General features: G+C 39.4%; 21 protein-coding genes, 10 tRNA genes and 1 rRNA gene. 28 read left to right on the top strand and 4 right to left on the bottom strand.

Annotated features, from left to right (window positions below; genetic code table 11):
* The first annotated feature begins 216 nt into the window (after positions 1 to 216).
* Together JOC54_RS09270 and JOC54_RS09265 are read left to right on the top strand one after the other, a co-directional pair.
* Positions 217 to 972 carry a M15 family metallopeptidase gene (locus JOC54_RS09270; RefSeq protein ID WP_204465883.1) on the top strand — a complete coding sequence of 252 codons (756 nt, stop codon included), beginning with the start codon at positions 217 to 219 and terminating at the stop codon, positions 970 to 972.
* A 150-nt stretch (positions 973 to 1,122) separates the two neighbouring features.
* Positions 1,123 to 3,024 carry an LTA synthase family protein gene (locus JOC54_RS09265; RefSeq protein WP_204465881.1) on the top strand — a complete coding sequence of 634 codons (1,902 nt, stop codon included), beginning with the start codon at positions 1,123 to 1,125 and terminating at the stop codon, positions 3,022 to 3,024.
* A gap of 164 nt (positions 3,025 to 3,188) precedes the next feature.
* Here JOC54_RS09265 and JOC54_RS09260 read toward each other — a convergent pair whose 3' ends face one another.
* Together JOC54_RS09260 and JOC54_RS09255 are read right to left on the bottom strand one after the other, a co-directional pair.
* Positions 3,189 to 3,803 (bottom strand): YitT family protein, encoded by a 615-nt coding sequence (locus JOC54_RS09260; RefSeq protein WP_321204473.1) that lies wholly within the window; start codon positions 3,801 to 3,803, stop codon positions 3,189 to 3,191.
* Positions 3,804 to 3,909: 106 nt separating this feature from the next.
* Positions 3,910 to 4,683, bottom strand: coding sequence for a rhomboid family intramembrane serine protease (locus tag JOC54_RS09255; protein WP_204465880.1), 774 nt, complete (start codon positions 4,681 to 4,683; stop codon positions 3,910 to 3,912).
* 115 nt (positions 4,684 to 4,798) lie between these two features.
* Between JOC54_RS09255 and acpS the strand changes: the two genes are divergently transcribed.
* The 13 genes from acpS (at position 4,799) to JOC54_RS09190 (ending at position 14,397) form a co-directional block, all read left to right on the top strand.
* A complete protein-coding gene (acpS, locus tag JOC54_RS09250) occupies positions 4,799 to 5,152 on the top strand; it encodes a holo-ACP synthase (RefSeq protein WP_204465879.1) in 354 nt (117 codons plus the stop codon).
* A 117-nt stretch (positions 5,153 to 5,269) separates the two neighbouring features.
* Positions 5,270 to 6,292 carry a LolA family protein gene (locus tag JOC54_RS09245; protein ID WP_204465877.1) on the top strand — a complete coding sequence of 341 codons (1,023 nt, stop codon included), beginning with the start codon at positions 5,270 to 5,272 and terminating at the stop codon, positions 6,290 to 6,292.
* A 261-nt stretch (positions 6,293 to 6,553) separates the two neighbouring features.
* Positions 6,554 to 6,826 carry a hypothetical protein gene (locus JOC54_RS09240; protein WP_051990951.1) on the top strand — a complete coding sequence of 91 codons (273 nt, stop codon included), beginning with the start codon at positions 6,554 to 6,556 and terminating at the stop codon, positions 6,824 to 6,826.
* 3 nt (positions 6,827 to 6,829) lie between these two features.
* Positions 6,830 to 7,180 (top strand): type II toxin-antitoxin system PemK/MazF family toxin, encoded by a 351-nt coding sequence (locus JOC54_RS09235; RefSeq protein WP_035418095.1) that lies wholly within the window; start codon positions 6,830 to 6,832, stop codon positions 7,178 to 7,180.
* Positions 7,181 to 7,329: 149 nt separating this feature from the next.
* The gene (rsbRA, locus tag JOC54_RS09230) at positions 7,330 to 8,139 is read left to right on the top strand and encodes an RsbT co-antagonist protein RsbRA (RefSeq protein WP_035418094.1); all 810 of its coding nucleotides are present in this window, start codon (positions 7,330 to 7,332) and stop codon (positions 8,137 to 8,139) included.
* 16 nt (positions 8,140 to 8,155) lie between these two features.
* Entirely contained in the window at positions 8,156 to 8,512 is a 357-nt protein-coding gene (locus JOC54_RS09225; protein ID WP_035418092.1) for an STAS domain-containing protein, read from the top strand.
* 2 nt (positions 8,513 to 8,514) lie between these two features.
* On the top strand, positions 8,515 to 8,931 hold the full coding sequence (locus JOC54_RS09220; protein WP_035418091.1) for an anti-sigma regulatory factor: 417 nt from the start codon (positions 8,515 to 8,517) through the stop codon (positions 8,929 to 8,931).
* 12 nt (positions 8,932 to 8,943) lie between these two features.
* Positions 8,944 to 9,960, top strand: a complete 1,017-nt coding sequence (locus JOC54_RS09215; protein WP_204465876.1) for a PP2C family protein-serine/threonine phosphatase — start codon at positions 8,944 to 8,946, stop codon at positions 9,958 to 9,960.
* A gap of 63 nt (positions 9,961 to 10,023) precedes the next feature.
* Positions 10,024 to 10,350 (top strand): anti-sigma factor antagonist, encoded by a 327-nt coding sequence (locus JOC54_RS09210; RefSeq protein WP_035418089.1) that lies wholly within the window; start codon positions 10,024 to 10,026, stop codon positions 10,348 to 10,350.
* A complete protein-coding gene (gene rsbW / locus JOC54_RS09205) occupies positions 10,350 to 10,832 on the top strand; it encodes an anti-sigma B factor RsbW (protein WP_035418088.1) in 483 nt (160 codons plus the stop codon). Before JOC54_RS09210 ends, rsbW begins: the two co-directional genes overlap by 1 nt.
* The gene (gene sigB, locus JOC54_RS09200; RefSeq protein ID WP_035418086.1) at positions 10,792 to 11,577 is read left to right on the top strand and encodes an RNA polymerase sigma factor SigB; all 786 of its coding nucleotides are present in this window, start codon (positions 10,792 to 10,794) and stop codon (positions 11,575 to 11,577) included. Before rsbW ends, sigB begins: the two co-directional genes overlap by 41 nt.
* The gene (locus JOC54_RS09195; RefSeq protein WP_204465874.1) at positions 11,577 to 12,167 is read left to right on the top strand and encodes a PP2C family serine/threonine-protein phosphatase; all 591 of its coding nucleotides are present in this window, start codon (positions 11,577 to 11,579) and stop codon (positions 12,165 to 12,167) included. The genes sigB and JOC54_RS09195 overlap by 1 nt, the downstream gene beginning before the upstream one ends.
* Before the next feature lie 70 nt (positions 12,168 to 12,237).
* Positions 12,238 to 14,397: a Tex family protein gene (locus JOC54_RS09190; RefSeq protein WP_204465873.1), complete on the top strand. Its 2,160-nt coding sequence runs from the start codon at positions 12,238 to 12,240 to the stop codon at positions 14,395 to 14,397.
* Positions 14,398 to 14,433: 36 nt separating this feature from the next.
* On the opposite strand, the gene cmpA is transcribed toward JOC54_RS09190, so the two are convergent.
* Positions 14,434 to 14,577, bottom strand: coding sequence for a cortex morphogenetic protein CmpA (gene cmpA, locus JOC54_RS09185; protein WP_094190323.1), 144 nt, complete (start codon positions 14,575 to 14,577; stop codon positions 14,434 to 14,436).
* A 78-nt stretch (positions 14,578 to 14,655) separates the two neighbouring features.
* On the opposite strand from cmpA, the gene JOC54_RS09180 reads away from it, so the two are divergent.
* From JOC54_RS09180 to JOC54_RS09140, 9 genes are all read left to right on the top strand, one after another.
* Complete coding sequence (locus JOC54_RS09180; RefSeq protein ID WP_035418083.1) at positions 14,656 to 15,111, top strand: SprT family protein; 456 nt, start codon at positions 14,656 to 14,658, stop codon at positions 15,109 to 15,111.
* Between the two features lie 62 nt (positions 15,112 to 15,173).
* Positions 15,174 to 15,248: transfer RNA gene (locus tag JOC54_RS09175), tRNA-Asn, on the top strand.
* A 1-nt stretch (position 15,249) separates the two neighbouring features.
* Positions 15,250 to 15,340 (top strand) — tRNA-Ser (locus JOC54_RS09170).
* Between the two features lie 5 nt (positions 15,341 to 15,345).
* Positions 15,346 to 15,420, top strand: a tRNA-Glu gene (locus JOC54_RS09165).
* A 156-nt stretch (positions 15,421 to 15,576) separates the two neighbouring features.
* Positions 15,577 to 15,652, top strand: a tRNA-Val gene (locus JOC54_RS09160).
* A gap of 7 nt (positions 15,653 to 15,659) precedes the next feature.
* Positions 15,660 to 15,736: transfer RNA gene (locus JOC54_RS09155), tRNA-Asp, on the top strand.
* A gap of 22 nt (positions 15,737 to 15,758) precedes the next feature.
* Positions 15,759 to 15,844, top strand: a tRNA-Leu gene (locus tag JOC54_RS09150).
* 5 nt (positions 15,845 to 15,849) lie between these two features.
* Positions 15,850 to 15,934, top strand: a tRNA-Leu gene (locus tag JOC54_RS09145).
* A gap of 179 nt (positions 15,935 to 16,113) precedes the next feature.
* Positions 16,114 to 16,479: a YuzC family spore coat inner layer protein gene (locus tag JOC54_RS09140; protein ID WP_035418081.1), complete on the top strand. Its 366-nt coding sequence runs from the start codon at positions 16,114 to 16,116 to the stop codon at positions 16,477 to 16,479.
* 18 nt (positions 16,480 to 16,497) lie between these two features.
* On the opposite strand, the gene JOC54_RS09135 is transcribed toward JOC54_RS09140, so the two are convergent.
* Complete coding sequence (locus JOC54_RS09135) at positions 16,498 to 17,379, bottom strand: polysaccharide deacetylase family protein (protein ID WP_204465871.1); 882 nt, start codon at positions 17,377 to 17,379, stop codon at positions 16,498 to 16,500.
* Between the two features lie 194 nt (positions 17,380 to 17,573).
* Between JOC54_RS09135 and JOC54_RS09130 the strand changes: the two genes are divergently transcribed.
* From JOC54_RS09130 to JOC54_RS09115, 4 genes are all read left to right on the top strand, one after another.
* Positions 17,574 to 17,650 (top strand) — tRNA-Arg (locus JOC54_RS09130).
* 5 nt (positions 17,651 to 17,655) lie between these two features.
* A tRNA-Pro gene (locus JOC54_RS09125) sits at positions 17,656 to 17,732 on the top strand.
* Positions 17,733 to 17,901: 169 nt separating this feature from the next.
* Positions 17,902 to 17,975, top strand: a tRNA-Gly gene (locus JOC54_RS09120).
* Between the two features lie 280 nt (positions 17,976 to 18,255).
* Positions 18,256 to 18,821 (top strand): 16S ribosomal RNA (locus tag JOC54_RS09115); the annotation flags it as partial.

The raw sequence follows: 18,821 nt of genomic DNA, 5'->3' as shown, positions 1-18,821 counted from the left end.
AGATCAACAGGGTAACAAAATACAAATGTCACCCTAAATTTTGGATAAGAAATAACGTGTAACAATTAACATAAACAGGCTAGAGCGAACATAAAATAAAGGCGGATTATAACTCGTCAGGTGACAAATTCAGGAATGTTCGGTACATTTGTAAATGCAGTACCTTTATGAGTAGGAAGGTATGAGTTTGGTCTATTGAAAGTATGGGTGATGGTAGTGCAGAAACTTGTAGCACTTGTGTTTTTATCTTTAATTTTTACATCAGGATGCTCTAATGCATATCAAGTAGCTGCTTTACCAAAGAAGGTAACTTTAGATTCTTCAGACGTTGTTAAAATGCCGACAATACAGGCTTTAGAAATAAATAAAACCATTAAGCTAAATGGCCAAGCCATCATAATGAACCCAGAAAATGTAACTGTAAATGTAAATCACGCCAATCGCTTACCCGTTTTGTATGAGCCTGATGACTTAGTTGTTGCCAACGTTCGCTATCCCTATAGTGGAGTTGAGGAGCGATCCTATTTAAGACGCGAGGCTGCAGAAGCAGTAGAAGAATTATTTCTAGCCGCTGAGGAGATCGGACATATCCTCTATTTTAACTCTGGCTACCGTCCTTATTTAAGGCAATATGAATTATTCCAAAATGCACAATTAACGCATGGCTATGATCAAACAACTGTGGCAAAGCCAGGATATAGTGAACATCAAACGGGACTAGCAGTAGATATATCCTCAAACGAGGTTAATTTTTCATTAACGAAACAGTTCGGCCTAACTGAGGAAGGCATGTGGGTTGCTGATCACGCTCACCTTTTTGGATTTATTATCCGATATCCAGAAGGGAAAGAAGAGATAACGGGGTATCAATATGAACCATGGCATTTGAGGTATGTTGGAGAAATCGCAGCTGACATATATAATCAGTCAATCACTTTTGAAGAATATCTTCAAATTGTAAAGAAAATGTAAAACTGGTGTGAAAGTTCGTTATGTCTGTGGAACTATATTCAAGTCAAATTTTTTTTGATAAACTGATTGCTTGTAGATACAAAACGGGGAAAAGTAACCGCTCAAAAGAAATAGAGCTGATCTCGTTTTAATTGGGAGGAGACTAGCGATATGAACAAAATAAAAGCTGGTATAAGAAGATTGCAGTTCTTTTGGCTAGCTGTCGCTTTATTATCAATTACAACCTATGTGCTTTATAAAGTTGCGTTTACAATTCCAACAGAAAATATGATGCAGGAATTTTTGTTATTTATTAATCCAATCAGTTCATCTATTTTGTTACTTGGTATAGCGCTTCTGTTTAAGAATAAAACGAGAAACGTAATGGTTGTTGTCTTATCATTCATTGGTTCTTTTATTTTGTATGGTAATTTACTGTTTTATCGTTTTTATTCAGATTTTTTAACATTGCCTGTTCTGTTACAAACAAATAACATGCAAGATTTATCGTCAAGCGTGTTTGAATTGATGAGTATTTGGGACCTATTTTTATTTGCCAATGTTGCAATTCTTGCAGTGCTTGTAGCACGTAAAAAAGTTCCTGTTGTTGGCCGGTTAAAGAGAGAGCCCGTTTTAATTGCTGCGCTTGCGGTCTTGCTATTTTTAGGGAATTTAACACTTGCTCAAACGGAGCGACCACAGTTACTTACGCGGTCATTTGACCGTGATATGATTGTTAAGAACATTGGTGTGTTTAACTTTCATATTTACGATATCTTCCTTCAATCACAATCGAGAGCTCAACGCGTGCTCGCAGATAGTTCTGACATCATTGAAGTGAAAAACTATGTTCAAGCAAATCATAAAGAGCCTAATCCTGACATGTTCGGTGTAGCTGAAGGAAAAAATGTCTTTATGATTTCACTCGAATCGATTCAAAGCTTCGTCATTGATAATGATATGGAGGGGCAAGAGATAACGCCGTTTTTAAATCAACTGAAAGATGAAAGTTATTATTTCGAGAATTTCTATCATCAAACGGAGCAAGGGAAAACATCTGACTCTGAGTTTATCGTCGCTAACTCCATGTTTGGAAGAGGCAGTGGAGCAGTGTTTTTCACACATGCACAAAACAACTACAACGCGACACCAAAAATTTTAGGTGAGAATGGCTACTATTCTTCCGTCATGCATGCAAACAATCGAACCTTCTGGAATAGAGATGTTGTTTACGATACGCTAGGTTATGATCATTTTTATGATGTGGAGTATTATGATGTTACTGAAGAGAATTCAGTTGGTTGGGGATTAAAAGACAAAGAGTTCTTCGAGCAATCAATCGATTTGTTAAAGGAACAACCACAGCCTTTTTATACAACGTTTATTACGTTAACCAACCACTTTCCATTCGAGCTTGATGAAGAGGATAAAATGATTGATGAAGGCGACTATGGTAGTGGTACATTAAACCGTTTCTTCCCGACTGTTCGCTATATGGATTATGCTGTTGAAGAATTCTTTAACGATATTAAAGAAGCAGGGCTTTATGAAGATAGCATCTTTATTTTATATGGAGACCATTACGGGATTTCAAGCAACCACAACAACGCGATGGCACGCTTTTTAGAACAAGATGAAATTACACCGTTTGACACGGTTCAATTACAGCGTGTTCCCCTATTCATTCACATTCCGGGTCATGAAGGTGAAGTGATTGATACGGTAAGTGGGCAAGTCGACATTCAGCCAACATTGATGCATTTACTTGGAATGACGACAAAGCAAGACATTCAATTTGGATCAGATCTCTTTTCACCTGATAACGAGTCATATGCTGTTTTACGAAACGGTAGCTTTATTACGGACGATGTGGTTTGGACAAATAACACTTGTTACGATAAAGAAACGGGAGAACCACTCACAGAAGAGGAGCAGGCTGCTTGCGAAGAGTTTGCGCCACGGGCTACTCAAGACCTAGAGTTTTCCGATAAGGTGATTTATGGAGATTTACTCCGCTTCTACGAGCCCGATAACCAAGATTTAGTGGAAACTGATTCAGATGATGAAGAATAAATAAAAAGCCGTCGCATTCGCGACGGCTTTTTTGTAAACTAGAAAGGGGAAGAGGTGTAACAGATGAGGAGAAGCAATCGCTTTTGGTTAGTCATCATTCTAAGCATTGTGGTCATTTATGGTATTTTGTATTGGGCGTTATCTGAAGATGTGCAGTGGCCCTATTAAGATAAGGTTGGAGGAAGTTTGTGATGTGAATTAGCTCCACCAAGTGCTGTTATAATTGTTGTGGCAAAACCGGTTGCTACAACTGCTATTGTAGATAAGATGATTTCTTCATGAGTAACAATTGGAATTCCAGCAATGACAGCGCCTAGGTCAAAACCGACGATTAATACACCTACATTCCAGCTTGTCTTAGCAGAAATCATCTGGGCTAGCAGATCAAACCCGCCTGTACTTATTTCAAGTAAGAACATGATCCCCGCCCCAACCCCAAGCATTAGTCCGCCGATGATAGCACTTGTAAGAGGACCAAGAAGGGGTGTGTCGGGAATAAACTGGGCGAAGTAATCAATCATTAATGACGATACAATGACGCCAGCAAGTGAGTTGTAAAAGAACGGACGATAATAAAACCAGGCTAGAATATAAATGGGGATACTGATGACAATGATGGTCATCCCTACAGGGAAATTCCATACATAGTGGGCAATTAGCCCAACACCAATAATCCCTCCATCCAACAAGTGATAGGAAACAAAGAAGAAATTAATTCCTAAACTTATTAGCAAGCAGCCAACTAGTAAAATGACAATATACCGGATACCTTTTATCACTTAATCACCCTCACACAATCATTAGCCAAGCTTTAGTCATACATATGCGGACAACTCTTTGGCTATGCTGAAGTGAATAAGGAATATCGTTCTGCTAACAAAACATCTAATAATACGTTGCGGAAAACTGAAGATAAAGTAAAAAGAGGATAACAAGGGCTCCAATGATGAACGCAACCTTTTTCAATTTTGAATTTCGTTGTCTGTTTTTCCATCGATTAGGGTTAAAGGATATGTCGTCATCGTCAATATACGTTTTTCGGGATCTGCTCATTGCATATAAGGTGTGTAATGGTCGAGCACCTTTAAGAAATAGTGGAGCAAATAAAACGCCAAAACCTAAGCCGAACAAGTGACCGAGTACATTAATTCTTGAATTAATAAAGGTCATAATGAGTGATATGATGAGAATTGGCAAAAAGGCTTGCGCTGATTGCCGGTCCATTAAGTCGTTCCGGTAGAGGTACATAAATAAAAATACGCCAAACAGCCCAAAGATTGATCCAGAAGCGCCTACATGTGAGTATGTGGAGCCTTCCAGAAAATAAGTGGCTACATTTGCTAAAATACCTGGAATTAAATAAATGAGCGCAAACTTAAATCGTCCCAGCATCCCCTCAAGTGCTGGAGCAAAAATTAACAAGGCCCCCATATTAAAAATCAAATGAAAGAGATCTCCGTGGAGAAATATTGGTGTCACTAAACGCCAATATTCTCCAGCTTCGATGCCGGAATTTAAACCGATACCTAAATAACGAAAGTAGAATCCAGAAGGTAAAAGTAAAAGGATAAAATGAATAAAAACAGTTAAGGCGATGATGCCGCTAACCACGGGGAATTTGCGTATATAAGAAGAGAATGTTTCATTGCGAATAAACATAAAAAAGCTCCTTTAATGGCATAAATTTTTGGGCTTAAGATTCATTCTATTATAGCAGTTCTTATTTATATACGTATAGCGACACTGTCTTAAAAAAGGCTTGAAGGAGAGAACGATGATCAAAGGAATTGGAATTGATATTATTGAACTAGATCGGATAAAAGCTGTGCAGAAAAGACAGCCTCGATTGTCTGAAAGGATTCTAACACAAGCTGAAAGATTGCAGCTGGCTGAATTAGCTCCAGCGCGCCAAATTGAATTTATCGCTGGCAGGTTTGCGGCGAAAGAAGCTTATGCAAAAGCAAAAGGAACAGGGATTGGTGCGTATTTATCTTTTCAGGACATTGAAATAATGAGAGCAGATAACGGTAAGCCGTATATTGTTAATAAACAGCATCAAGAACGGTCGCATCTTTCTATTACACATTCGAAACAATATGCAGTTGCGCAAGTTGTGATTGAAGAATAATTTAAACTTGTCAATACTCGTCTGCATAATGCTTGGACCTCGCTCATATAGTTTACAGCAACAGGGTATTGGACACTCGTCTAGTTCCCAATGTGAGCTGAAGGGGTGAAGAGTAACATGAAGAATTTGAAGTTATGGCTATCCGTAGTCACTGTTTTCATGGTGTTGGTATTAGCAGCTTGTGGTGAGAAGACGCAAGAAGATGTGTTGAATGATGTTGAAGACATGCTAGAATCTACAACGGGCTATAAGACAAAAGCAACTATGTTGTTAAAGACAGGTCAGGAAGATCAGACATATGATGTGGACGTATGGCAGAAAGACAACACTTACTACAAAGTTGATTTGAAAAATGCAGCGAATGACCAAAGTCAAATTATACTTAAAAATGATGAGGGTGTTTTTGTCCTAACACCTGCTTTAAACAAAGTGTTCCGCTTTCAAAGCGATTGGCCAAAAACAAGTAGTCAAGCATACCTCTACGAATCCCTTTTAAAAGACATTACTCTGGATGCTGACATGCAATTTACGCAAGATGATGAGCATTATGTCTTTAAAACAGCCACGATGTACCAGAATAAAAATTTAAACAGCCAAGAAATTCGTTTGAATAAGAAAGACTTAAGCCCTGATACAGTTAAAATAATGGATGCAGATAACAATGTGCTAGTCGATGTGACATTTACCGAATTTGAAAAAAATCCTTCATTAACTGCAGAAGAATTTGAAACAGAAAAGATCATGACGGGTGCACAAATGTCAGAGCCAACAATGACGAGTCCTCAGACAGAGGAAGAAATACGAATTCGCTATCCTGACTTTATTCCAGATGGCATAAGTGATCAGCCGAAAGAGGATGAAGTAACGGTCGGTGACCGCACAACGTATGTCCAAGAATACACGGGCGAGAAATCATTTACGCTCATTCAAGAAAACAGCTTAACGGTTCCTGTTTTTAGCACTCCATTGAATTTGTCAGAAGGAGATCCTGTTGATTTAGGATTTACAATTGGTATTCAGTCTGGTGAACGTATCATGTGGTCACATAATGGAACGGACTACTCCTTAATTTCCCAGGACCTAGAGTACGGTGAGCTAATAGAAATTGCTCGCTCTGTGTATCTAGTCGGTGAGAAATAACAGTATAAAAGAGATCCGTATTTAAAGGGAAGCCTTCTTGTGGGGTTTCCCTGCTTTGCGGTAATAAGTGTGCAGCTAATGCTAAACCTGATCCATATAGAAGGTGCATAGTTTTAAAGTGATACGGATAAAATGAATCTAAAGATCATAAAAAAACGTTGACCTACCGTTTTGTATAATAAGATTGTTATTAATTTAAACGGATCTATAAAAAGGACTTTGCAAACTCCCTACAGCAATGCTATGATAAACAATGTATAAATGATCGATTATATAATTCTCAAACGTAATTTTAGAAGGCATACTGAACTGAATGAGGTGGATGCTGTGCTTGAGCAAGAAAAATGGAACGAAGATAGCAATGGAATAGGATCGAAAAATAGTGATCGTGCTGATTTAAAAGCTGAAATTCGCGAATCGATGCAACAAGGTTACATGGAGATGGCAAAAATCAACCTTACAATTGCGTCTGAAGCCTTTCTTGCTGAGGAGGAAGCTAATCACACGCTGACGCGTCTCGTTAGTGGGGTGTAGCTTTTGATAGTGAAACGTGGTGATGTTTATTTCGCAGATCTTTCTCCCGTAGTTGGTTCAGAACAAGGTGGGGTAAGACCTGTATTAATTATTCAAAATAACATTGGCAATCGATTTAGTCCTACGGTTATTGTTGCTGCCATTACAGCACAAATTCAAAAGGCAAAACTTCCTACGCATGTTGAAATAAGTTCAAGTAAGTATGGGTTTGATCGGGATTCAGTTATATTGCTAGAACAAGTCCGAACAATTGATAAGCAACGGTTAACTGACAAGATCACTCACTTAGATGATAAGATGATGCAATCTGTTGACAAGGCATTGACGATAAGTTTAGGACTTATTGATTTTTAACGTTAAACCCCTTCTGGAAAATGGGGTTTTTTTGTTGTATCTTATACCACTACCTATAAAAATGCGAAGAATAACGATTAATCTTTGCAACGAATGCCAACTCGTGAAATAATATATAGTAGGATGTTTGAAGTGGAAGGGGAAGACAAATGCAGTCACAAATTGTCTCTTATCTTCAAAGAAACCGGACAAGGTTGATGGAAGAATGGGAAAAACAATTAACTGGGCTCCGAACTGAGCACGATATACAATCGCTAACAGACGAAGCGTTTAAACAATCGAGTAATGAGTTCATTCTGTTGATGCTTGAATCGGCAAAAGAAAATAATAATGATAAATTAAACGAATTTGTCAGTAGACATATACAACAGGGTGGATCACTTATATTTCTTTCAAAATTGATCCAAAAATTCCGGAGTGCTTCTCAGCAACTTGTTATACGACCTAATGTGGAAACTGGAGATTCTGCTCAGACTATTGTTGAATTAAACGATTGGATTGATGAGCGAATGGATTCCATCGTAAAGGATTACTCGAATTCGTGGGATCAGACGATGGAGTTACAAAAGCTGTCACTATTAGAACTCTCAGCCCCGTTAATTCCTGTTTTTGAAGGAATTACGGTTATGCCACTAATTGGAAGTATTGATACGACAAGAGCTCGGTTGATTATGGAAAACTTATTAGAAGGTGTGATTGAACACCGTTCAAAAGTTGTTTTAATTGATATTACTGGAGTACCTGTTGTTGACACAATGGTTGCTCATCATATTATTGAAGCTTCTGAGGCAGTACGTTTGGTAGGCGCAAAGTGTATATTAGTTGGAATACAGCCTGAGATTGCTCAGACAATTGTTAATTTAGGAATAGACTTAACGAGATTCCCAACAAAAAGCACACTGCGTAAAGGTGTTGTTACTGCATTGGAAATGACAGAAAAAAAACTAATGGATCTGTAATTGGAAGGAGTAAAAAATGAGAATTCCAATTCTTAAATTAAACCAATATTTATTAATCAGTATACAAATTGAATTGGACGATCAGACGGCACTTCAGTTTCAAGAGGACTTACTTGGAAAAATTCATGAAGTGGGTTCTACTGGGGTCGTCATTGATTTAACGAGTGTTGATATGATTGATTCATTCATCGCAAAGGTATTAGGCGATGTGGTGGATATGTCAAACTTAATGGGTGCCAGAGTTGTGCTAACAGGAATTCGTCCTGCTGTAGCAATTACGCTAATTGATATGGGAATTAAATTAGAGGGTGTATCAACAGCGCTTGACCTAGAACAAGGACTCGCAAGCTTGCAACAGGAACTGGAGGGTTAGATATGGAAAATATCCAATCCAGCGTAGAAGTTAATAATGAATGGGGAATCGTTGCTGCTAGGCAAGCTGGTCGAGATTTATCTCGTCAACTTGGCTTTGGAAATGTTGACCAAGCGCGAATTACGACCGCGATCTCTGAGTTGGCAAGAAACATCTACTTATATGCCAATCGTGGTGAAATCCGTTTGGAAGTAGTAGAGAATACCGTAAATACAAGATTGCGTAAAGGTATACGCGTTATTGCTGTTGATGAAGGCCCTGGTATTCAAAATATTAGACAAGTCATGGTTGATGGATTTACGACATCAAGTGGCCTTGGTGCGGGTCTGCCTGGAGTGAAGCGTCTAATGGATGAATTTACAATTGATTCTGAAGTAGGGGTTGGCACTACGATTACAGCAACTAAATGGACAAGGTAAGGGGGTTTGTGAATGCCTGTCGCTGATCATAAACTACAGCTTTCGTATAAACGTATTCTGAAAGATTTTTTAGAAAATCAATCAGAGGAGAGTCTTTATGAAGCCCAAAAAATAAGCAAATTTCTTCTGGAGCAAAAAATTTCTCCAGAAGAATTTGTTAGTATTCATTTTAAAATCTTGACTGAGGTCTTACCAACTATTGATAAGAAGGTTCAGGATTCTTTTGATTTATTGATTGAGGTTATGATGGGCTATGGACTTGCCTATCAAGAACATCAAATCTTAAGGAATCGCCAACAAGAACTGGAATTAGAGATTGATGTTGCAGCAAACATGCAACAAACATTGCTGCCGCAAAAGAAGCCAAATGCGGAATTTCTAGACGTGGGTGTGGTTTGTGTACCCGCTAAGAAAATGAGCGGGGATTACTACCACTATGTTCATGATGATAACAAGGGACTTGGAATGGCCATTGCAGATATTATTGGAAAAGGCGTTCCAGCAGCGCTCTGTATGTCTATGATTAAATACGCTATGGATAGTTTGCCATCTGAACAACAACTGAAACCGTCTTTGTTACTCGAAAATTTAAACCGAGTTGTTGAACAAAATGTTGGTGACAGCATGTTTATTACGATGATGTATGGATACTATAACAGAACAACAGCTGATTTCCATTATTCTGGCGCAGGACATGAGCCAGGATTCTTTTATCATGCGGTCAAGGATCAATTTGAGGAATTACGCGCAAAAGGTTTAGTATTAGGTGTATCAAGAAAAACAACCTACAAAGAGTACATCCAACACTTAGATGTGGACGATTTCGTTGTTCTGCTTTCTGATGGAGTAACGGAATGTCGTATTGGGGATGAATTCATTGAACGAGAAGAACTGACGGAATTAATACGGAAGTATATGCATCTTCCTGCGCAAGAAATTGTCGACCATGTCTATGATGAATTAATGAAATTACAAGAATTTGTCTTAAGAGATGACTTCACATTAATTATTCTGCGTAGAAAGGTTTAAGATTTTTTAAGAAGTGGTATTAGAGTTGAATGGAAGTTAACTGTCATGAGGAGGAAATTGAACATGAATCTTTCTATACGATCGGAACAAGTGGACTCCACTTATCATATACACCTTGCTGGTGAGATTGATACGTATACGGCACCGCAATTAAGAGAATCGCTTTTGCCATTAGCGGAAAAAGAAAACTTAACGATAAACATTCATTTTGATGAAGTTGAATACATTGATAGTACTGGTTTAGGTGTTTTTGTTGGCATCCTTAAAGCTACTGATGCAAATGGAGGGCAATTAACGTTGCAAGGTATGTCCAGTCGTGTCAAACGCTTATTTACGATTACTGGATTAGATGAGGTTATCACAATAAAGGAAAAGGAGGGGCAAAGCTAATGGAACAACATGATCGCATTCATATTGAACTCCCGGCGAAGTCTGAATATGTAAGCATAGCGCGCTTGTCTGTTTCTGGAATAGCAAACCGCCTAGGCTTTTCTTATGATGATATTGAAGATATAAAAATTGCCGTAGCTGAAGCTTGTACAAACGTGGTTGAACATGCTTATTCAGAAGATGGCTTTATTTCGCTCGCTTGTTATATCTATGAAGATCGGATTAAGATTATTGTTGCAGATCAAGGAAAGAGTTTTAATATTGATGAGGTTGAGAGTCGCTTAGGTCCTGTTGATTCCAAAAAACCAGTTGGAGATTTAAAGGAAGGAGGACTTGGCTTATTTCTCATAACAACATTAATGGATAAAGTGGAAATTAACGAAGATAATGGAGTAATGCTTGTTATGACAAAGTATCTTTACGAGAGTGGGGTGGAGGAAAGTGTCGACGGAGTCTCTTCCTTACAATCAGAACAAGGATAATATCTATATATGGATTGAAGAGTATCAACGCACAGGAAACGAAGAAGTTCAAGTCCAACTAGTGAAGCATTTTGAAGCATTAGTGCGTTCGTTATCTCGCAAGTTTTCAAAAGGAAGAGAGTATGATGAAGACTTATTCCAAGTGGGAATGGTCGGGTTGCTTGCGGCTTTAAATCGTTACAATGATGAATTTGGTCGAAGTTTTGAGTCTTTTGCTGTACCTACTATTGTTGGGGAAATTAAGCGATTCATTCGTGATAAAACATGGAGCGTGCATGTACCGAGACGAATTAAAGAACTTGGTCCCAAAATAAAAAAAGCAGCTGATGCACTAACAATTGAACTTCAACGATCGCCATCTGTGAGTGAAATTTCTGAGTATCTTCAAGTTAGTGAAGAGGAAGTACTTGAAACGATGGAAATGAGTAAAAGTTATCAAGCCCTTTCTGTTAACCGGTCGCTGGAGGCTGATCAAGAAGGCGGAGAAGTGACGCTGTTAGACCTAGTTGGGAACGAAGATGATGGCTATGAGCAGGCTGATCAAAAAATGCTTCTCGCTAAAGCATTTCAAGTATTAAATGAGCGCGAAAAAGAAATTTTGCAATGTACGTACTATGAAAATTTAAGCCAGAAAGAAACGGGTGAGAAACTCGGAATATCACAGATGCATGTATCACGATTACAGAGACGTGCGCTACAGAAATTACGAGAATCCATTCGCGTTGAACCAACGGAGATCTTCTAGTGGTCACATATTACAAAGATCATTATGTTGACATCGCTACAGTACAACGGACAAAACCAGGAAATACGGTTTGTGGAGACGCGCATATTGTGATCCAGTCGAGTGATTATGCGATATGTGCGGTAATTGATGGGCTAGGCAGTGGAAAAGGGGCGCACTTTTCCGCTGAGAAAGCTGTTCAAGCAATAAGAGAATATCAACATGAATCAGCTGTGGAGATATTAGAACGATGTAATCAAGCTCTTTCAAATGAAAGAGGCGCAGTTATTACGCTTGTACACATTGATTATGCAAACAACGTTCTGACCTATTCAAACTACGGAAATATTGGTTTTTTACTACATCATCCAGATGGATCAACTGACCAGCCTATGCCAAAAAGAGGCTATTTATGTGGCAGAATGCAAAAGTTGACAAGTGAACAGTTCAAGTATAAGCCTGGCTCAGCATTTATAATGTTTTCAGACGGGGTAGAAAGCTTGCCGCCCATTCGAAAGCTGGCAGCACTATCAGTGAGTAATGATCTAATTTCTAATCAACTGTATAGTGTAAAAGATGATGCCACGTTAATGGTTGGTAAATTAAAGTAAGCACTTTACTTATATAAATAAAGTGCTTATTTTTTTATGATATGATAGGTGTAAAAATGGAGGAAAACTGATGGATAATGAATTACTTTCAGCCACAATCCGAAAAACAGGATTAAATAAAAAACAAGTTGAACATGCGATTTTTCTTTTAAACGATGGAAATACAGTTCCATTTATTGCGCGCTACCGTAAAGAACAAACAGGTGGATTAGATGAGTTGCAATTAAAGGAAATTGCAGATACATATGAGTATGAGAAAAATGTGTATACAAGAAAAGAGGAAATTACACGCCTAATTGATGAGCAAGGCAAATTAAGTGTTGAGCTAAAGGAACAAATTAAGAAAGCTGAGAAATTACAGCAGCTAGAGGACATCTATCGTCCTTTTAAACAAAAGCGTAGAACAAGAGCGACAATTGCCAAGGAAAAAGGACTTAGTCCTTTAGCAGAAAAGGTTTTATCATTTCCTTTTAACTTTGACCAGTCAAAAGAATGCGAACTCTATTTAAATGAGGAACATGATTTAAATGATGAGGAAGCCGTTTTAGCTGGTTTACGAGATATTATTGCCGAAAATGTTGCTGAAGACCCTAAGATAAGAGAAGCATTAAGGGAAAAAGCGTTACGACAGAGTGTCATTTCCGCGACTAAAAAGCAAAAAACTGAAGATGAAAAAGGGATTTTTGCTAACTATTATGATTTTCAAGAACCCATTAGCAAAATCGTTCCTCATCGAACGCTGGCTTTAAACAGAGGAGAAAAGGAGCAGGTTTTACGTGTAGGTGTTCAATTACAGTCAGACGCTTTTATTGATAGTATTAAACGATTATTCGTGAAGAAAAAAACGTCGCCAGTTGTTCCAATCGTTGAAGAAGCAATCAAAGATTCGTTCACGCGGTTATTAGAACCGTCATTAGAAAGGGAAGTTCGGTCTTTCTTAACCGAAAAAGCGGAAGAACAAGCCATTTCTATTTTTGCCGAGAATTTAAAACAATTATTATTGCAGCCACCGATTAAAGGACAAGTTATACTCGGGATAGATCCTGCCTTTCGAACAGGATGTAAGTGGGCAGTAATTGATGCTACAGGAAAAACGCTTGATATTGGCGTGATTTACCCGACTGCTCCTCACCATAAGACAGAAGAGGCAACTAAAATTGTTATTGACTTGATTCAGGAATACGGTATTGAGATGATTGCAGTTGGGAATGGAACTGCCTCAAGAGAAACGGAGCAGTTTGTTGTTTCTGTCATTAAACAAGTTAATCAAACCGTGTACTATGTCATTGTAAATGAGGCGGGTGCAAGTGTGTATTCGGCATCAGAACTTGCAAGGAAGGAATTCCCTCAATTACAAGTAGAGCAAAGAAGTGCGATCTCAATCGCTCGTCGCCTGCAAGATCCTTTGGCAGAACTGGTGAAAATTGATCCAAAATCAGTTGGGGTTGGACAATATCAGCATGATGTATCGCAAAAGAAGTTGACTGATTCACTGGCATTTATCGTTGAAACGGTTGTAAACCAAGTTGGTGTTAACGTCAATACAGCTTCTTCCGCGTTGTTGTCGCATGTGGCGGGCTTAAATAAAGTTCAAGCAGCAAATATCGTTGCTCATCGTGATGAACAAGGCCCGTTTCAGAACAGGGTAGCTCTAAAAAAAGTACCTCGTTTAGGTGCAAAAACATATGAACAGTGTATTGGATTCTTGAGAGTGCAAGGGAGTGACAACCCTTTTGATGCTACCGGTATTCATCCAGAAAGTTATAAGTCTACTCAACAACTGATTAAGCATTTTAAGCTTAGCCTTGAAGACATTGGTACAAATCGCTTCCAAGAAAAAGTAAAGAAAGAAGAGTTGGCTACACTTGCCAAAGATTTAGCAGTAGGAATGCCTACACTTATTGATATTCTTGATGCATTGGCCAGGCCAAATCGAGATCCTCGTGATGATGTTCCCGCTCCGCAATTAAAGCAAGATGTTTTAAAGATGGAAGATCTAGCACAAGGAATGGAATTGCAGGGCACTGTCCGAAATGTTGTTGACTTTGGTGCATTTATTGATATTGGTGTGAAGCAAGACGGACTGGTACACATTTCTAAGTTAACAAATCGATATGTAAAACACCCAATGGAAGTCGTATCTATTGGTGATGTTGTTACTGTATGGGTCGATTCTATTGATTTGGCAAAAGAACGAATAGGGCTAACGATGAAAAAGGTTGATAACTAACAGAACAGGGAGCATAGTGCTCCCTGTTTTGTTTAGTCAAAGCGTTTGCTTTTGCGTGAGTGTATGATTTGTAGAACCGGAAGCTTTATAATAAAACCAGCATTGATTTAAAACTTTAAGCTGATGACGATTCTTTTCGATGTATGCTTTGCGAAGTTGTTTCTTAAGCCAAGTAGGCAATAGAGGTCGCTCCTTTCGCTTTTCAAGTAGTATATGCCTATTGGTTTGTCAGTGTTGATTGTTTTTTAGGAGGATTACATGACAGCAAACGAGTTGCAACATTTAACTGAGTGGTTATCAATGACTTTTTTTAAGAAACCATTTGCCCATCAAGCAAGATTTAATAACAAACTTCGTACGACAGGAGGGCGTTATTTACTTAAGTCACATGACATTGAATTAAATTATAAACATTATGCTCAATTTGGCAAAGATGAGTTAATTGGGATTATCAAACATGAATTATGCCACTATCATTTGCACATAGAAGGAAGAGGGTATAAACATGCTGATGCAGATTTTAAAGAGTTATTAAAAGCGGTTGGTGCTCCTAGACATTGTCAAACAATACAAAGAGAAACGACCGTTCTTTATTATAAATGTAACCAATGTGATCAGGTTTATAGGCGTAAACGGAGAATTAATACGAAGAACTATGTCTGTGGAATTTGCCGAGGGACGCTTAAATTTTTCTCGAAAAAAAGCTTGCGTTAAAATGAATTCTTATGATATATTATAGAAGTCGCCAAGAGAGGGACACGGTAAATGATACATATTCCACAGTAGCTCAGTGGTAGAGCTATCGGCTGTTAACCGATCGGTCGTAGGTTCGAGTCCTACCTGTGGAGCCATGGAGAAGTACCCAAGTGGCTGAAGGGGCGCCCCTGCTAAGGGTGTAGGTCGTGTAAGCGGCGCGAGGGTTCAAATCCCTCCTTCTCCGCCAGATATGGCCCGTTGGTCAAGTGGTTAAGACACCGCCCTTTCACGGCGGTATCACGGGTTCGAATCCCGTACGGGTCACCATTAATTCCTTTTGAATATATGTGGTACTAGTTTGACAAAGAGAAGCGAGTAGTTCAAGGACAAGAAGTGCTTGAAGAAAGAAGCGTACAGGCGTACGTGACTGACTGAAAGGCACGAATTGGACGAAGAATTGCGAAGGTTATCTGCAGTCAATATGGAGGATTAGCTCAGCTGGGAGAGCATCTGCCTTACAAGCAGAGGGTCGGCGGTTCGAGCCCGTCATCCTCCACCATTTCAATGGTCCGGTAGTTCAGTTGGTTAGAATGCCTGCCTGTCACGCAGGAGGTCGCGGGTTCGAGTCCCGTCCGGACCGCCATTTTTATAAGCTATTTATGTCTGCGGGTGTGGCGGAATTGGCAGACGCGCTAGACTTAGGATCTAGTGTCTTTATGACGTGGGGGTTCAAGTCCCTTCACCCGCACCATTTACGCGGTTGTGGCGGAATGGCAGACGCGCTAGGTTGAGGGCCTAGTGGGAGTTAAATCCCGTGGAAGTTCGAGTCTTCTCAACCGCATTAGAGTAGTACCAGGGTAATAAACCTTTGGTGCTTTTTTTATATTTAAAATTAGACTTAATGCTGTTGCTTTACCGATTAAGTCTAGGTAGTTAAAAGAAAGAGTGCTTTTATAAATAAGTTGCTTTAAGGTGGTCAATTGCATAGGATAACGTGTAGATCTAAGGGGGCGTTATGTTTTGTATTTTGATCGAGCTTATTACCGAAATTCGCCGAATGGATACTACTCATTTGTAAGACCAGAATTTCCGGCGATAAATACAATTCAATTTTCTCAATCTGTTCAACAATTTGAATATCTAATCCAACAAAGTCAGTTACTCTTAAAACGTTTAGAAGATAAGTCTTTTGCTTATCATTTAATGGATGCAGCCCAAAAAAGTGATAAACCGAAAGTCGATCAAATGATTAGATCGATTCCCGGTCTAACAGTTGTAGCGAATATTAATTATTCACCTACTGGGGTTGTTTTTCAGTTACAGTCACCAGCAGTAGAAGATGGAGCTGATTGTTGTTCTTTATCAATAGTACTCAAATGGTCTTGACTATTTGAGTACTATTTTTTATTTAAGTGGGAAGTCATGAAGTTGAACAAAAGTATACCCGGCTTCTTGTAGGGTTGGGATGGCTGCAATAACACCTTTAGCCGTACCGCTATTTGGTTGATTCATATGTAATAGCGCGATAGCTCCGGGGAATGCCCCATTAAGTAATGCTTCTTCCACTTGGTTTGCGCTGTATGTAGCTCCAGCATCACCGAGTAAGGAGTAGTTAACAGGTTGGATGCTTAAGTGGTGCAATAGCTCTATTGCAATATTATCAAAAAAGGCTGTGCCTGGACGGAACATGGTCGGTTGTTCTCCTGTTAATTCAAAAATTAGATCTTGATTTATGGTTATCTCTTCTAATGCTTCCTCTGGCGAAGAGGTTCCAACAATTCCCCAGGCACTTTCGCCGGTGACTGAAAGAGGCTTATGTTCTGTACCGTGGTTTTCAATTTGAAAAAGAGGATTATTGGCGAGCTCTAAAAATTTTTCTTGATTCTCTTTTATCCAGCGAGCATTTACGAATAAAGTAGAAGGGATTTCATTCGTTATTAAATAACGAATCAGTTCCTCGTCAATTTGACTTCCGTTTGGACCCCCACAAGCATCAAAGGTTAATGCGATAACCTTTTCGGTCGTATCTAATTCTGTTTTAACACCTTCTAAAAACTCGCCCCAAGCATGTGGTGTACGTTGAAAAAGAGATAAGTCGATTTCATTAAAATCGTCATTCGCATTAGGGACTACTTTTTTAATATCATAAATAAACCGATTAATAGGCTGGAGTACTTCCCCTTTGTATGGTTGGTCGTTGGTGCATCCGGAAACAAATAAAGTGCATAGAAGCCCTCCTAAAAGCCACCTTTTTTTAAACGCTGTTTTTTGTTTATGAAGAACCATAATGTAGCTCCTTTAACTGAAGGTCACTTTACTTTTTAAGTTGAGAAAGTAATTGTTTTTCTTTATTATATACTAAGCGTTAAAATTAGCGGATTGTTCTGGATACATTTTTTTTGGTAAAAGGTGTTGCTAGTAAACATTTTATATGCTATATTTTTATTTGTCGTCAACGAGTTCTAATTTTAATTTTATAAGCGCCCGTAGCTCAATTGGATAGAGTACTTGACTACGAATCAAGCGGTTAGAGGTTCGACTCCTCTCGGGCGCGCCATTTTACGGGAAGTAGCTCAGCTTGGCAGAGCACTTGGTTTGGGACCAAGGGGTCGCAGGTTCAAATCCTGTCTTCCCGACCAGTTATTTAAGCGGGTGTAGTTTAGTGGTAAAATCTCAGCCACGAACAAAGACAAAGCTCCCCCGACAATGCTTTGAGTTGTCTCGACGGATTTACTTCAGTGTAAATGCTTTAAGAGGAAGAGACATGTCTGGGCGTTGACAAATCATATTATTAAATACATTCAATATGCGGGTGTAGTTTAGTGGTAAAACCTCAGCCTTCCAAGCTGATGATGTGGGTTCGATTCCCATCACCCGCTCCATTTATCTTAACTCATTTGCTGGTTCATTTGAATTTGAGAGATGCTTTAAATAAAGTTGACATCGGTATTTTGAGTGAAATAAAAGCTCAAATAAAGATCTTGACATTAATTATTTAAATGATATATGATAGGTGAGTCGCCAAGAGAGAACGGCGCAAACGAGTTCTTTGAAAACTGAACAAAAGCCAAGCGTAATAAAGAGATACAAGGTATCTCGTCAATGAAAGTCGTAGAATGGTATTCTACGCGTCAGCAACAAATGAGCAAGTCAAACTACTTTTTAACGGAGAGTTTGATCCTGGCTCAGGACGAACGCTGGCGGCATGCCTAATACATGCAAGTCGAGCGGACAGAAGGGAGCTTGCTCCCGGAAGTCAGCGGCGGACGGGTGAGTAACACGTGGGCAACCTGCCCTTTAGATTGGGATAACTTCGGGAAACCGAAGCTAATACCGAATAATACATAGAATCTCCTGGTTCAATGTTGAAAGATGGCCTTCGTGCTATCACTAAAGGATGGGCCCGCGGCGCATTAGCTAGTTGGTAAGGTAACGGCTTACCAAGGCGACGATGCGTAGCCGACCTGAGAGGGTGATCGGCCACACTGGGACTGAGACACGGCCCAGACTCCTACGGGAGGCAGCAGTAGGGAATCTTCCGCAATGGACGAAAGTCTGACGGAGCAATGCCGCGTGAGTGAGGAAGGCCTTCGGGTCGTAAAGCTCTGTTGTGAGGGAAGAACAAGTACCGGCGTAACTACCGGTACCGTGACGGTACCTCACCAGAAAGCCACGGCTAACTACGTGCCAGCAGCCGCGGTAATACGTAGGTGGCAAGCGTTGTCCGG

Source organism: Shouchella xiaoxiensis, from assembly GCF_016907895.1.
GTDB classification, from domain to species: Bacteria; Bacillota; Bacilli; order Bacillales; family Bacillaceae_D; genus Shouchella; species Shouchella xiaoxiensis.
Note: the sequence above shows the minus strand (reverse complement) of the source record. Positions and strands in the feature narration are given on the sequence as shown.

What these genes read in the sequence shown, in the direction of transcription:
- JOC54_RS09245 (WP_204465877.1), top strand. Translation starts at nt 5,270, where the DNA reads ATGAAGAATTTGAAGTTATGGCTATCCGTAGTCACTGTTTTCATGGTG.
- JOC54_RS09225 (WP_035418092.1), top strand. Translation starts at nt 8,156, where the DNA reads ATGAGAATTCCAATTCTTAAATTAAACCAATATTTATTAATCAGTATA.
- JOC54_RS09210 (WP_035418089.1), top strand. Translation starts at nt 10,024, where the DNA reads ATGAATCTTTCTATACGATCGGAACAAGTGGACTCCACTTATCATATA.
- JOC54_RS09220 (WP_035418091.1), top strand. Translation starts at nt 8,515, where the DNA reads ATGGAAAATATCCAATCCAGCGTAGAAGTTAATAATGAATGGGGAATC.
- JOC54_RS09190 (WP_204465873.1), top strand. Translation starts at nt 12,238, where the DNA reads ATGGATAATGAATTACTTTCAGCCACAATCCGAAAAACAGGATTAAAT.
- rsbW (WP_035418088.1), top strand. Translation starts at nt 10,350, where the DNA reads ATGGAACAACATGATCGCATTCATATTGAACTCCCGGCGAAGTCTGAA.
- JOC54_RS09135 (WP_204465871.1), bottom strand. Translation starts at nt 17,379, where the DNA reads ATGGTTCTTCATAAACAAAAAACAGCGTTTAAAAAAAGGTGGCTTTTA.
- rsbRA (WP_035418094.1), top strand. Translation starts at nt 7,330, where the DNA reads ATGCAGTCACAAATTGTCTCTTATCTTCAAAGAAACCGGACAAGGTTG.
- JOC54_RS09265 (WP_204465881.1), top strand. Translation starts at nt 1,123, where the DNA reads ATGAACAAAATAAAAGCTGGTATAAGAAGATTGCAGTTCTTTTGGCTA.
- acpS (WP_204465879.1), top strand. Translation starts at nt 4,799, where the DNA reads ATGATCAAAGGAATTGGAATTGATATTATTGAACTAGATCGGATAAAA.
- JOC54_RS09255 (WP_204465880.1), bottom strand. Translation starts at nt 4,683, where the DNA reads ATGTTTATTCGCAATGAAACATTCTCTTCTTATATACGCAAATTCCCC.
- JOC54_RS09240 (WP_051990951.1), top strand. Translation starts at nt 6,554, where the DNA reads ATGATCGATTATATAATTCTCAAACGTAATTTTAGAAGGCATACTGAA.
- JOC54_RS09180 (WP_035418083.1), top strand. Translation starts at nt 14,656, where the DNA reads ATGACAGCAAACGAGTTGCAACATTTAACTGAGTGGTTATCAATGACT.
- JOC54_RS09215 (WP_204465876.1), top strand. Translation starts at nt 8,944, where the DNA reads ATGCCTGTCGCTGATCATAAACTACAGCTTTCGTATAAACGTATTCTG.